The organism is Marinobacterium arenosum, assembly GCF_019795155.1.
Classification (GTDB): Bacteria; Pseudomonadota; Gammaproteobacteria; order Pseudomonadales; family Balneatricaceae; genus Marinobacterium_C; species Marinobacterium_C arenosum.
Map to the genome: position 1 here is coordinate 18,046 of NZ_JAILYN010000002.1, position 14,141 is coordinate 32,186.

9 protein-coding genes are annotated in these 14,141 nt (G+C 61.1%); 1 reads left to right on the plus strand and 8 read right to left on the minus strand.

The window, feature by feature from the left end:
- Positions 1-226 precede the first annotated feature (226 nt).
- Positions 227-6,232, minus strand: a complete 6,006-nt coding sequence (locus K6T12_RS01070) for a DUF4347 domain-containing protein (protein ID WP_222218592.1) — start codon at positions 6,230-6,232, stop codon at positions 227-229.
- Between the two features lie 233 nt (positions 6,233-6,465).
- On the opposite strand from K6T12_RS01070, the gene K6T12_RS01075 reads away from it, so the two are divergent.
- Positions 6,466-6,723 carry a hypothetical protein gene (locus tag K6T12_RS01075; protein ID WP_222218594.1) on the plus strand — a complete coding sequence of 86 codons (258 nt, stop codon included), beginning with the start codon at positions 6,466-6,468 and terminating at the stop codon, positions 6,721-6,723.
- A gap of 149 nt (positions 6,724-6,872) precedes the next feature.
- On the opposite strand, the gene thiM is transcribed toward K6T12_RS01075, so the two are convergent.
- The 7 genes from thiM to ald form a co-directional block, all read right to left on the minus strand.
- A complete protein-coding gene (thiM, locus tag K6T12_RS01080) occupies positions 6,873-7,727 on the minus strand; it encodes a hydroxyethylthiazole kinase (protein ID WP_222218596.1) in 855 nt (284 codons plus the stop codon).
- A gap of 31 nt (positions 7,728-7,758) precedes the next feature.
- Positions 7,759-8,418 carry a LuxR family transcriptional regulator gene (locus tag K6T12_RS01085; RefSeq protein WP_222218598.1) on the minus strand — a complete coding sequence of 220 codons (660 nt, stop codon included), beginning with the start codon at positions 8,416-8,418 and terminating at the stop codon, positions 7,759-7,761.
- Between the two features lie 11 nt (positions 8,419-8,429).
- On the minus strand, positions 8,430-8,729 hold the full coding sequence (locus K6T12_RS01090; protein ID WP_222218600.1) for a DUF6506 family protein: 300 nt from the start codon (positions 8,727-8,729) through the stop codon (positions 8,430-8,432).
- Positions 8,730-9,007: 278 nt separating this feature from the next.
- The gene (gene pta / locus K6T12_RS01095; RefSeq protein ID WP_222218602.1) at positions 9,008-10,006 is read right to left on the minus strand and encodes a phosphate acetyltransferase; all 999 of its coding nucleotides are present in this window, start codon (positions 10,004-10,006) and stop codon (positions 9,008-9,010) included.
- Between the two features lie 76 nt (positions 10,007-10,082).
- On the minus strand, positions 10,083-10,832 hold the full coding sequence (locus K6T12_RS01100) for a sulfite exporter TauE/SafE family protein (RefSeq protein WP_222218604.1): 750 nt from the start codon (positions 10,830-10,832) through the stop codon (positions 10,083-10,085).
- Between the two features lie 128 nt (positions 10,833-10,960).
- The gene (gene xsc / locus K6T12_RS01105; protein WP_222218606.1) at positions 10,961-12,724 is read right to left on the minus strand and encodes a sulfoacetaldehyde acetyltransferase; all 1,764 of its coding nucleotides are present in this window, start codon (positions 12,722-12,724) and stop codon (positions 10,961-10,963) included.
- Between the two features lie 69 nt (positions 12,725-12,793).
- The gene (ald, locus tag K6T12_RS01110; protein ID WP_222218608.1) at positions 12,794-13,900 is read right to left on the minus strand and encodes an alanine dehydrogenase; all 1,107 of its coding nucleotides are present in this window, start codon (positions 13,898-13,900) and stop codon (positions 12,794-12,796) included.
- Positions 13,901-14,141 lie beyond the last annotated feature (241 nt).

Genomic DNA, 14,141 nt, shown 5'->3' on the forward strand with positions numbered 1-14,141 from the left:
AAAAGCCGAACGGCCAATCTGACACAAGCTGCCCCAGCACCCTCCTGAAGCGATGGGCACAGCGAGTAACTGACAAGGATAGCCGAGCTAATTCTGAAAAGTTTTGGCTAAGCGAATAAAAGTTTTGCCGGATCAAATAGTGGTTGGGCCAAAAGAAAAATGCCGGGCAAGTTCACACCTGCCCGGCATTGTTTTTCACGTTAGCCGTTGACGGTTCAGCAATTCACTACATGCTGAAATCCCACTGCTCGCCCTGCAGGTACTGGCCGCTCAATTCCACCGACGTTACAAAAGCGCCGGCGATCTGCTCGATGGTGGAACCGTTGGTCAGTTCGCCCAGCCAGAACGCCTTGCCCTCCGTGTCCGATTCACGGCCCAGCACCGCCAGGTAGAGCTGCTCGAGCTGGTCGTCGCTGCTCAGGCTATCGAAGTCGACACCGCTGCTTGCCTGGTACTCAGACGAGCGCAGGAACTCCAGTGCGATACCGCCCAGCGGCAGCCCGGTGGCGCTGTCCTGGGTCCACCACTGGAAGCCGCCGAGGTCCGCCTGGCGACCGAGCACCTGGCTGTACAGCGTGGCGACCGCCTGCAGTTCGCTGCCGTAGACCGGGTTGAAGCTGCCATCGGCGAAGGTCAGTTGCTCGATATTGACCAGGGTGTCGCTGTCGCTGCTGTCGTCCTTGCGAGTGACCGTTACCACGCCGTTGACCTGCACCACCTCGTAATCGTCCATATTGCCGTCGTAGGTGGCGGTATCGCTGTCGGCTCCGCCGTGCAGGGTATCGGCACCGTCGCCGCCGAACAGGGTGTCGTTGCCCGACTCGCCGAACAGCAGGTCGTCGCCACCTTCGGAGCCGACGGTATCGTCGCCGGCGCCGCCGTAGAGCTGATCATCATCGGCACCCAGCACGATATCCTGGCTGCCGGCGCCGGCGAACACCGTGTTCGAGCCGCTACCGCCGCGGATGACCGTGCCCTCGCCCACCACCACGGCAAACTCGACGTCCTCCAGCTGCAGCAGGGTGCCGCTCGGCAGACTGCGGGTGTCGATCACCAGCGCCGCCTGACTGCTGTCGCTGCCGCTGCTGCCGGTGGTCTGGCTGTTGCCGCTGACCACGATCGGGCTGTCCGGGGCGGTACTGCCGCTGGTGGTCAGCGTCAGCTTGTTGACCCAAAGATTACCCTCCTGCAGGGTCTCCAGGAAGCGCTGACCGCCCTGCAGCATATCGCCCTTGTCGGCCGCTTCGCTGCTGTCGTCGGCGGTTTCGTCGATATAGCGGATCAGGTCGGCAATACTGTCCTGGGCCGTTTTGGCCTGGTCATTGCCTTCGGCGGTAATGCCCACCCCGGTCGGGATCGCCACCTTCAGCGCCGCATTGCCATCATCCTCCTGGCGCAGCGGAATGTCTGCCTTGTCGCCGTTGTCGGTGCCAGTATCCTCCTGGCGATCATTGGCCACCGGGTCGATGGTGACGGTACTGGAGGTGGTGCCGTCGGTATTGGTGGTGGTGTTTTTCTTGACCGTCACCCCGTCGACGGTGTCGTTGGTGGTGCTACCGCCGCCGGTGTTTCCACCCCCGCTCGACGGCACATACCAGCTCAGCGTGGTGCTGGCGGCCTGACTGGTGCCACCCTGCTGATCTTCCAGTACGAAGCTGAAGGTCCGGGCGGTCTTGTCCGGCGCGCTGGTGTTGGTGTTTTCGTAGCTGATGTTCTGCAGCAGCGCGCCGACCGCCGCATCATCGGCGTTACCGTTGAAGGTAATCACCAGATTGCTGCCGGCGGCCCCACCACTGAAGCTGCCGATGGTGACATTGCCATAGGTGACATTGGTGCCATCAAGGCCAATCTGGCCCGCATCGGTGCCTTCGTCATTGATCGCCAGCACATCCTCGGCATCCACGCCGCCGTTGCTGATACTGACGGTCAGCGAGCCGCTATTATTGCCGGCGCCATAGTTATAGCCGGTGCCGTCGGCGTCGGCGACTGCAGCATCAGCGCCCTTGTCCAGCAGCACCGCGCCACTGCCGGCCTTGTAGTTGCTGACCTTATCACCGTTGAGGTTGCTGATAACCGACAGATCGTTGGTGGCAGTGATCCCCACCGTTACCGAACCGGAGGCTTCTTTAGCACCGCCACTGCCTTGATCAGCGCTATTGCCGTCACTGAACCTGTAGTCGAGTTGCACACTCCCTGGCGGCATATCACTGCTGTTGCTGTAGGCGATCTGCTGCAAGGCGCTGTCCACTAATGCGGAGGTTGCAGACGCATTGAAGGTCAGCAGCAGGGTGCCGGCGCTGTTGGTGGTGACGGTGCCGACGGTGGTGCCGCCGACCGTCAGTGCCTCTCCCTCGGTGAGCGCGCCCAGGGTGCCGGAGGCGCTGAACTGGTCCTCAGTATTGGCGCCGCCGTTACGGGCGATGGTCAGGGTAGCGCCGTCATAACTGCCATCGCCAGAAGCGGCGGCATCCAGCTCCGCATCGGCCAGCGTGGCATTGGCATCCAGCACGATGGCGTTGCTATCTTCGGTAAAGGTCGGTGTGTTATCCAGACCGCTGAACACCGGTGCATCGTTTTCGGCGGTGATGCTGACCGAGACACTGCCGCTGGCCGCGGAGGTGCCGTCGGAGAAGCTGTAATCCAGTTGTACGCTGGCCTCGGGCGCATCATCGTTGTTGCTGTACTGGATGCGCTGCAACACCTCATCCACCAATGCCGAGGTGGCAGCTGTTTCGATGCTATTGAAGGTGATGGTCAGGGTACCGCCGCTATTGGTGAAGGTAGCGAAGGTTTGATTACCACTCTGCAGATTGCCGTCACTGATGGTGAAACCTGCACCATCGGTATCGAAGCCGAAGCTGTCATGGCTGTCTGCCCCGCCGTTACGGCTGAGGGTCAGGCTGGCACCGCTGTAATCACCGGCGCTGCTCTGAGCATCCATCTCCGTATCGCTGACCGTGACATCGGTATCCAGTGTTACCGCTGCTGCCGCTGCCTCGGAATAGGTCGGCGTGCCATCTAGATCCGCCAGCACCGGAGTATTGTTGATAGTCACCGTCATGGTTGCCGATGACGACGACAGGCTGCCATCCGATACGCTGTACGTTAAGGTCTGATCGCCGTTGCCATCCGGCGTCAGCGTTAGGTCGCCGTTGTCGAGCTGGGCTTTGGTGACCGTTTGCGGCAGGCTGCCACTGATATCGTTGCCGGCAAGCTTCAGCGTGCCGCTGCCGATAGCGGTAATGGCAATACTCTGCAGGGCATCGCCATCCACATCGTTAAAATTGAAGTCCGCTGCACTAAAGGTGTAGTCGGTTACCGGCGCGGTACCGACGGTGGGAGCGGAGGAAACGGTCGGCGCTTCATTCACATTGTTGACGGTCACCGTCAGCGTATCCGAACTGGTATTGCCGGCCGAGTCGGTTGCCTGCACGGTGATCTGGTGGCTGGCATCCGATTCCCGGTCCAGCAGGCTGCCGTTGGCCACCGTGACGTTGCCGCTGTTATCGATGCTGAAGCGGCCGCCGGCATTGTCGGTCAGGGTGAAACCCACCGCATCCGTCGAGCTGACCGTGCCGACCGCGGTATTGTTTGCCGAATTTTCATCCACCGCCAGCGAACTGCTGGCCGGCGTGCCCGGCGGTACGCCATCGACCAGCACCGCCGTCGTACTGCCCACACTGTTCAGGGTCAGGTCGGCGCTGTTGCCGCTGCTGTCGGTGATACTGCTGTTATTGAGCGTCAATGCACCGACCGCGATACCGTCCGCATCGAGATCGTTGGCCTGAACCGTATAGCGGTAGGTGATGCTGGTCGCCGTTTTGGACAGGTAGTCTGCCGTCACGGACTCGCTGCCGATGGTGAGCGCCAGTGTCGAGTCGGTGCCGGTGGCGCTGATGTTGCCATCGAAGTTGACGGTGAAATCCAGCGTATCACCGGCTTTATAGGTCGCATCACTCGGCACGTTGACCGAGCTGACCGCCGGACCGCTGGTATCCACGTTGATCGTCAAGCCTGACGAGGCCGACGATATATTGCCGGCGGCATCCTGGGCTTTCGCGGTTACCGTATGGTTGCCGGCGGTCAGTGCGCTGGAGGTGATGCTCCAGTTACCACCGGTGGCTGTAGTCATGCCCAGTACCGTGGTTCCGTCGGTGTCGTACAGGGTCACCGTTGCGCCCGCCTCCGCCGTACCGGTAAAGGTGGGGGTGGTATCGTTGGTGAGATCGTCGGTAGTCGAATCGCCGCTATCCGAGCCAGCCGCCAGATCCGGTGTCGAGGGCGCGGACGGTGCCTGGTTATCGACTGTCAGGTTAGAGGTATCTGCGGTGGTGGTGGTGTTGCCGGCGTTATCGGTGGCTGTGACAGCCACATTTCGGTTGTTGGTATCAACCGAGCCGCTGGTGAGGGTGTAGCTGGCCGTCCAGACGCCCCCGCTTTCACTGGCGGCGACTGCAGAACCGCCGCCGAACTGGCTAAAATCGACCGTCACGCCGGCAATGGTGTCGCTATTGGCATCGCCGCCGGTATCGGTCCAGGTGGCCGTGACGGTATCGCCGATAATATAGGCGCCATCGCTCCCCGAGCCGCTGCTGGTAATGCTGATATTGCCATCGGTGACCGTCGGCGACTGGCTGTCTACCGTGGCATTACTGCTGTCGGCGGTGGTGGTGGTATTGCCGGCATTATCGGTGGCGGTGGCGGAAACGTTCAGGCTGGTGCCATCAATCGCCCCTTCGGTGATGGTATAGGTTGCTGTCCAGGTGCCGCTGCTGTTGCTGGCGGCTACCGCTGAACCGCCGCCGAACGCCGAGAAGTCGAAGGTCACGCCAGTGATGGTATCGCTGTTGTTGTCGCCAGCGCCGGTATTGTTCCAGGTGGCGGTCACGGTATCGCCGACTTTATAGGCACCGCTGGTACCGCTGGCACCAGAGATACTCAGGTTGCCATCGGTGACGGTGGGTGCCTGGTTATCCGCCGTCAGATTGCTGGAATCGGCGGTTGTGGTAGTGCCGTTGCCGTCAGTGGCGCTGATCGAGACGTTCAGGTTGCTGCCATCTATCGTGCCGCTGGTGAGGAGGTAGGAGGCGGTCCAGATATCGCCGCTATTTGAAGCTGCAACAGCCGCGCCACCACCGAAGGCGGAGAAATCGGCGGTGACGCCGGTAATGCCTGAGTTGTTATCGCCACTGGCGCTGTTGTCCCATTGGACGGTAACGGTATCGCCGATCTTGTAGGCGCCGCCGGTACCCGATCCCGACGAGGTAATGGAGAGATTGCCGTCGGTGACAGAAGGGCCGGCTGGAGCGGTAAAGTTGATGGTATCAATTGCAAAGTCAGTACCATCGCCTTCGTCTGTTGTGATGGTGATCTCATTGACATTGCCAAAAGCGCTAAGGTTGACCGCTGTGTCCGTAAAACCAACCTGGGCTGTGATATCGGAGGCACCCGATACCGAAAAGGTCCACTGGCTCGTTTCACTCGAAACTACCTGCAGGCTGTTCACCGTCACCGCGCTATCGAAAGAAATAGTAGCGGTATTGACGCTTTTAGAGTACGTCCAGAAAGCGTTACCCGAGGTACCCGCGGCGCCACCGAAATCATTAATAACATTGTAACTAGAGTTCCCTGACGTTGCATCAGACGTAATGGTCAGTTCTACGCCAGCAACCGTCTGATTGACAAAATCGCCATCTTTAGTGGCATCCGAGAAATCGAACACGGTGGACGCCAGCAACAGGTCAGCTTGAGAAGCTAGCACCTTGTCTGTCGCGATATCGCCCACCTGGTGTTCCAGCATCCAGTCTCCGCCCAGCCGCTCCGAGCCGGTGAGATCATCGGACGCCGCGACATCTGCGCCGGTCCGCTCGGCCAACGCCGCAACAAATGCCTGACCGTCTGCACCCGCCGCCACGTTGCAGCCATACAACAGGATATCGCCCTGCTCGGCCAGCGCGTTGCCGATAGTGGCCAGCTCGTCGCCATAGCCGTCGAGGGAAGCACTATCCACCCGGGCATTGCCCAGCTGCAGCAGTCCGGCACTACCGTGGGAGACGATATGGAGCGCATCGATATCGGATCGGTCGGCGAGTGCTTCGGCGATCTGGGCAAGGCCGTCGCGCCCAGCATCCAGAACGATCACTTCAGTAGTTTCAGCGACACCGTCCAGCAGGCTCTGCCAGTCGGCAACGGAGGAATCGACGACGATAACGTCCTTGTTGGGAGTGGACATGCTAAACCTCTTCAAACAGCTTAATTGGTATAGGGCTTTATGACTTCAAGAAACGGACGAGCCTAACGACTGCACAGGACAGCAAATATAGTCAATTTTTTGTTAGGCGACTGAAGAAAAGCTTTGTTAAATCAAATAATTATTTTGCTGAATCAAAATTTTTGGCCATAACCGGAGCGGATTCCAAGTTGTACTCCGGGTATTACCTGATCGGTAATGAGGGTAGCTGGGAAATGAAGAAAATCTGTCGAGCGGGGATTGCAACGGGGACGGTGGTGGAAATCGGCAGAAACGAGATGGCAGAAGTAAAAAGCGGCTGGAATGCCGAATGCTGCTCGGTTAAGGCAAAATTCTGTTGCAAATGGAATGACCTTGTAGTTTCTCCCGTGGGAAACCTATCTTGGAGCCCTACGGGCTCCTGGTCGGCTGAAGCCAACCCTACGCTACTGCCGCTGTCGGTTTTGGAGTTCTGCGGACTGCTGGCCGACTGATCCCCGAAGGGCACACCGAGTCGGCCCGACTTTCCGTATTAGCCGCTTGGCCGCCCAGATGCGGCCCTACGGGGGTTTACATCGCTCCCGCCGACTGGCGATACGCCTAAATGGCCGGTTTCTTCATTGCAGAAGAAACCGGTCAGAGGTTACCACTGCATCTGCTTCTCGCCCTGCCCCAACCGGACCATCGAGGCGTCTTCGCAGGCGACGATATGGCTGTGCATCTCCAGCGCGCTGGCATTCAGGCTGTATAGGGTATCCAGCATATGCATATGCAGGCTGCCGGGGCCGGCGGCCCGTTCGGCGGCGATCTCGCCGGCTACCGCCATCGCCAGCAACGCCTGCATGGTGGCATCGAAGGCGTCGTGGTCGATCGCCAGGAAGGCGGCGACCAGCGCCGTTTCCGCGCAGCCCATGCCGGAGACGTGGGTCTGCATCTCGCTGCCGTTGGCGACCATCAGCGCGCGCCGGCCGTCGGTGACGATATCCGCCTGGCCGGTCTGGGCGACTACCGCGCCGGTACGCTGGGCCAGCTTCCAGGCGGCGTCGGGCTCGTCGGTTCCCGCCAGTGCGCGAATCTCGGCGCTGTTGCCGCGGATCACCGACGGGCGCAGCTCCATCAATTCACGGGCGTAGTTGCAGCGCTGTTCCGAGGCGTACACCGACACCGGGTCCAATACCCAGGGCTTCTGGTAATCCAGTGCGGTTTCGATCGCCGGGCGGATCGCCGCTCTGCGGCTGGCATCCAGCGTGCCGATATTGACGCTCAGGCTGTTGGCGCTGGCGACGAACTCCTGGATCTCCTCCAGCCCCAGGGTCAGCGACGGCCTGGCGCCGACCGCCAGCAGTACCTCCGAAGTGAAATCCATCGCCGCGGTGTTGGTGATGCACTGGATGCGCGGCCGCTGGCGCCGGATGGCGGCCAGGCCTTCGGCGCAGGCCCGGGCGTAGCGGCGGTTCTGCTGTACCGCGAGGTCTGAAACTTTGAATGCAGTAGACATATCACACCCCCCATCGGTGCTGGCGCCCTCATCAGGCGCTCAATTGTTCCTGGTCCATCCCCGGCAGTTGCTGGACCGCCATCACCAGCCGGGTCCGGTTCTCAACATTCAGCTTGCGCAGGATGCTGGACATATGGGATTTGACCGTATGTTCGGTAAGGCACATCCGCTGCGCGATCTGCTTATTCCGCAAGCCGTCCTTTACTAAGTTCAGCACATTCTTCTCCTGTTCGGAGAGCCGGCGCAGCAGATAGCTGAAATAGACCCGTTCGCGCTGACGAAGCTCGACGCCTGGGTCCGCTACCGGGCGCCAGAAACCACCAGCCAACACCCGCTGCATCGCCTCGGCGAGGGTCTCCAGCGCAGCATCCTTGCCGATCACGCCGTGGGCGCCGTTGAAGAACGCCCGCCGGGCGAAGGCCGGATCATTGTTGTTGGTCATCAACAGCACGCCGACGCCGTATTCGCGACCGATCGACTTGAGCGCGGCGAAGTTGGCCAGCCCCGGCAGGTTGGCGTCGATCACCAGCAGCTGCACTTTGGACTGGCACGACAGCTGCAGCAGCACATCCACCAGGCTGTCGCAGCTGAGCAGCTCGACATCGAGATCGGACAGTTCTGCGGCGATTCGGCAACCCTGCCGGTAGAGCGGCGATCCATCCGCGATGATGATTTTCCGGGTTGCAGTCATGACATCACCTCTCAGGCCAGTTCGCGCTTCAGGCGGGCACGTTCCTCGTCGCTGTACTGCACAACGCCGACCGGGATATGGTCGTTGATCGCATCGCGCACCCGCTGGGCGTCTTCCGGCAGGAAACCACCGCAGAGTTCGATCAGTTGGATACCCTTGGTGATCATCTCCTGGGCCACCAGCATCGCTTCTTCAACATTGCTGACGCCGGAGATCGACATATCGAAAGCGTCGCTTTTCAGGCGGGCGTGGTGTTTCAGGAATTCGAGATCGGCCGATTTGACGATAAAGCCGTAACGTTCCAAGGCCATGGGCTACTCCCCCTCTTACTACCGTTGTTTTTGTTGTTCCATCCATTAAACGGGGGATTGGCGAAAGCGCTTAGAGCCAGTGTTTTTTTCGGCGTAGTACCAAAGAGGGAGTTTTGGTTATTTTGCGTATGAGGTAGGGCTGGCGCGATGAGGGAGAGTTGGAGCCCTGCGGGCACCTGGTCGGCTGAACCTGCCCGGCCGGAGCCAGCCCTACAATTCAGTCGTATGAGCCGTTACCGCAGCGGTAACGGCTCAAAAACGTACTTATAGAAAAGGAATTAAAGCGTCTGGGCCTGTACCACGGTGATGGCGATGACGTTCACCACATCGTTGGCGCTGCAACCTCGGGACAGGTCGTTGGCCGGTTTTTTCAGCCCCTGCAGGATCGGGCCGATGGCGTCCGCCTTGCCGATCCGCTCGGCCAGTTTGTAGCCGATGTTGCCGGCTTCCAGGTTCGGGAACACCAGTACGTTGGCCCGGCCACCGGTTTGCGACTGGGCGACCTTACGTTCGGCGATCTCCGCGACGATGGCAGCATCGAGCTGAACGTCGCCGTCGATCGCCAGACCCGGGCATTGCTGTTTGACGATCTCGGTCGCCGCCACCACTTTATCCACCGCCGAATGACGGGCACTGCCACTGGTGGAGAACGACAGCATCGCCACGCGCGGCTCTTCATCGAGCAGCGTGCGGGCGCTGTTGGCCGCGGACAGGGCGATCTGCGCCAGCTGCTCTTTATCCGGATCGATCACCAGGCCGCAGTCGGAGAAGATCACGCCCCCTTTCAGTTCATGGAACGGCTCGCACAGCATCATCAGGAAGAAGCTCGATACCATGCTGGCGTCATCCGCCATGCCGATAATCTGAATCGCCGCCCGCACCGTATCGCCGGTGGTATAGACCGCGCCACAGACGGAACCGTCGGCGTCGTCCAGGTGCACCATCATCTGGGCATAGTGCAGCGGGTCCTGCATCAGCTGGGCGGCTTTTTCCGGGGTCATCCCTTTTGCCTGGCGCAGCTGGTAGAGCTGTTCGGCGTAACGCGCCGCGTCAGCGGAGTCGGCGGGGTCCAGCAGCGCAACGCCGGTCAGATCCAGCCCCTGCTGCGCGGCTGTCGCCTGGATGGTGGCGACGTTGCCCAGCAGGGTCAGCTTAGCGATGCCGCGCTCGGTCGCGATCACGGCGGCCTCGAGGATACGCGGATCTTCACCCTCGGCCAGCACCACCCGGCGCGGGTCTTCGCTGGCACGTTTGAAAATATTGTTCAGAGCCTTCATCACAGGTTCCTTTTATCGATGCCCGGCGCCAAGCGGAAGGCGTTGGCAAGCGTTATTGTTGTTATTGGTAAACCGCTCAGGGCTGATTCAGCGCCCGGAACATCCCGCCGCCGGAGATCAGCATCAGCAGCGCCAGGGTGAACTTACGGAAGGATTCCGGCGGCCGGCGGGCGAACTGCAGACTGCCGACCAAGGTACCCAACCCGACCGGCAGCAAAATCAAAAACGCCAGTTCCAGTACCTCACCGGTAATCAGCCCCTCGCCCGCCGCCAGCGTGCAGGTATAGATATCCAGCAGCAGCGCATAGGTGATCACCGTGGCGCGCGCCCGGCCGGTCTCCTCATCTTTGGAGAGGAAGAACACCACCAGCGGCATGCCACCGATCCCGGCCGAGCCGTTGGCCAGCCCGGAGACGATGCCGGCGCTGAAGATCGAGCGCCGCTGGCCGCCGTTGCGAATCCGCACACCCAGCCAGATCAACGCCGCCGCCAGCATGATCACCGACGAGATCACCAGCCGCATGGTGAAGCTGGACAGGCTGGCCAGCAGCGCCAGGCCGAGCGGTGTGGCGATCAAGGCGCCGAACAAAATCCAGCGCAGCTGGAACCAGTCGGTCTGGCGCCAGACGCTCGGCAGCAGGGTCAGCCCGGCGCCGATCTCGGCCAGCAGCACCGCCGGCACCACCGAGGTGGGTGGCAGGAAGATCGACAAGCCGGCCACCGCCATCGCGGCAAAGCCGAAGCCGGCGTAACCGCGGATAATCGCCGCCATGAACACCACCAGCGCGGTGATCGCCAGCATCGTGCTATCCATACCTGCAAACATCGCCCGATCCTCTTCCGCAATGCGTTTTTAGCTTTCCGGCCGGCTCTGCGTTAAAAAAGCAGGCGGGAAAGATAAAACCGAAGGCCCGCAGGCCTCCGGTTTTTCGATGCCGGTTACAGCATCCGGACTTACACGTAGTCCTTGTATTTCTCCAGGTGGCGCACCGGCTTGGACAGTGCGTCGCGGCGGAACGGGTCGCCCAGCTCACGAGTACACATGATCTCGATAACGGTGGTCTTGCCCTCTTCCATCTGCTTGCGGATCGCTTCCTGCAGCGTCGGGCCCACGTCTTCCAGCTTGTCGACGGTGACACCCTCGGCGCCCATGGAGCGGGCGATGGCGGCGAAGCTCGGGTTCTCCAGCTCACCGGCTACGAAGCGGCGGTTGTAGAAGTCGACCTGGTTCTTCTTCTCGGCACCCCACTGACGGTTGTGGAATACCACGGAGGTGACCGGGATGTTCTCGCGTACGCAGGTCATGATCTCCATCATCGACATACCCCAGGCGCCGTCACCGGCGTAGGAGATGCCCGGACGATCCGGCGCAGCCACTTTGGCACCGATCATGGTCGGCAGCGCGTAACCGCAGTTACCGAACGACATCGCCGCGAAGAAGGAGCGCGGACGCTCGAAGCGCAGGTAGCTGTTGGAGACGGAGTTGATGTTGCCGATATCGGTGGACACCATCACGTCGGCCGGCATCGCTTTTTCAAGCTCGCGCAGCACCTGACGCGGATGCAGCCAGTTGCCCTCTTCCGCTTGCTGCTCGGCGATCATATCCATTGAGTATTCGTCCTTCTCGTGGATCCAGTCGTCCAGCTCCGCTTCCCAGGCCGCTTTCTCTGCGGCGATGGTTGCTTCACGCTCAGCACGGTTTTCCAGGCACTTCGGCGACTTTTCTGCCAGTCGGGCCAACAGCGCCTTGGCAGCGGCTTTCGCATCGCCGCAGATGCCCACGTCGATCTTCTTAACCAGGCCCAGCATCTTCGGATCGCAATCGACCTGGATGATCTTGGCGTTCTTCGGCCAGTAGTCCAGGCCGTGCTGCGGCAGGGTGCCGAACGGCCCCAGACGGGTGCCCAGCGCCAGCACCACGTCGGCTTTGGCCATCAGTTTCATACCGGCCTTGGAGCCCTGGTAACCCAGCGGACCACACCACATCGGGTGAGACGCCGGGAAGGAGTCGTTATGCAGGTAGCTGTTTACCACCGGCAGGCCCAGCGCGTCGGACAGTGCGATCGCTTCTTCCCAGGCATCGCCCAGCACCACACCGCCGCCGGAGATCATCACCGGGAACTCGGCGTTGGCCAGCAGTTCGGCCGCTTCGTTCAGCGCCTGTTCGCCACCGGCGGAGCGCTCGATACGGATCGGCTGCGGGATTTCGCAGTCGATATCGCCGTAGAACAGATCACGCGGGATATTCAGCTGAGTCGGGCCGTTCTCCAGCATTGCGCGGTCGAAGCAGCGGGCGGTCAGCTCGGCCATACGGCTGTTGTTGACCACGCTTACCTGGTACTTGGTGATTGTTTCGAAGAACGGCAGCTGCTGAGCTTCCTGGAAACCACCCAGGCCCTGGGAGTTGGTACCGGTTTCCGGGGTGATGCAGACCACCGGCGAGTGTGCCCAGTAGGCCGCTGCGATAGCGGTTACGAAGTTGGTGATACCCGGACCGTTCTGAGCGATACAAACACCGTGACGACCCGAAACGCGTGCGAAACCATCCGCCATGTGACCGGCGCCCTGCTCGTGCACTACCGGGATCAGCCGGATACCGGCCGGAGCGAAGATATCCATCGCATCCATGAACGCGGAGCCCATGATGCCGAAGACTTCGGTTACACCATTGGCGACGAGGGTTTCCACCATCGCTTCACTTGGAGTCATACGTGCCATATTCGTATTCCTTCTTATTGTATTGGGCGACAGCGAGACAACTGTCGCCACAGAGTGTGTTGGATTTAATCAGGCGTTGTACGGTGCGTACTCGAGGCCCAGGGCTTCTGCGACTTCCGCGCAGGTGATCTGACCGTTGTGCACGTTCAGGCCGTTGGCCAGATGCTTGTCACGACGGATCGCTTCCTGCCAACCGAGGTCGGCCAGTGCCAGAATGTGCGGCAGCGTGGCGTTGTTCAGGGCCAGCGTGGAGGTACGGGCAACACCGCCCGGCATGTTGGCAACGCAGTAGTGCACCACGTCGTCAACGATATAAGTGGGTTCCTGGTGCGTGGTCGCGCGGGAGGTCTCGAAGCAACCACCCTGGTCGATCGCCACGTCGACCACCACCGCACCCGGTTTCATCTGCTTGACCATCTCGGCGGTGACCAGCTTCGGCGCCGCGGCACCGGGGATCAGCACCCCGCCGATCACCAGGTCGGCGGAAAGTACGTGGGCTTCCAGCGAGGCCTTGCTGGAGTAGACGGTCTGGATGCTGGTGCCGAATTCGGCGACCAGTCGGCGCAGCACGTCGACCGAGCGGTCCAGCACCACCACCTGGGCGCCCATGCCGACCGCCATACGGGCGGCATTACTGCCGACCACACCGCCACCGATGATCACCACCTTGGCCGGCTCGACGCCGGGCACACCGCCCAGCAGTACACCGCGGCCCTGCTTGGATTTCTCCAGGCAGGCGGCACCGGCCTGGATCGACATCCGCCCGGCAACCTCGGACATCGGCGCCAGCAACGGCAGGCCGCCCTTGTCGGAAGTGACGGTTTCATAGGCGATGCAGGTGGCACCGCTGGCGATCAGGTCGTGGGTCTGCTCCGGGTCCGGCGCCAGGTGCAGGTAGGTGAACAGCAGCTGGCCCGGACGCAGCATCTTGCGCTCCACCGCCTGCGGCTCCTTCACCTTGACGATCATCTCCGCTTCGGCGAACACCGCTTCGGCGCTGGCGGCGATAGACGCGCCGGCCGCCCGGTAGTCGTCGTCGCTGAAGCCGATACCTTCACCGGCGTTGGTTTCCACAACCACCTGGTGACCACGGCTGGTCAGCTCCTGCACGCTGGCAGGCACCATTCCGACGCGATACTCGTGGTTTTTGATCTCTTTCGGGACACCGATCAACATGTCGCCACTCCCTTCTAATTGTTATTGCGGGTGGTTCAACCAGGTGCCGACGGTATTGCCAAGCTGCCCGGTTAACGTGAGATCAAGATTAGGAGGGGGGCGGAATTGGGAGTAGGACCAGATACGGGGGAGCTGTTAAGCCAGCATTGGGCCAGCCCGAATTGAGAGCTATTTCTTTTGTATTTCAATAGATTAAAAAACAACCTCAGAAACTATTGCAGCCTCTGAGGTGGCTTTTTGA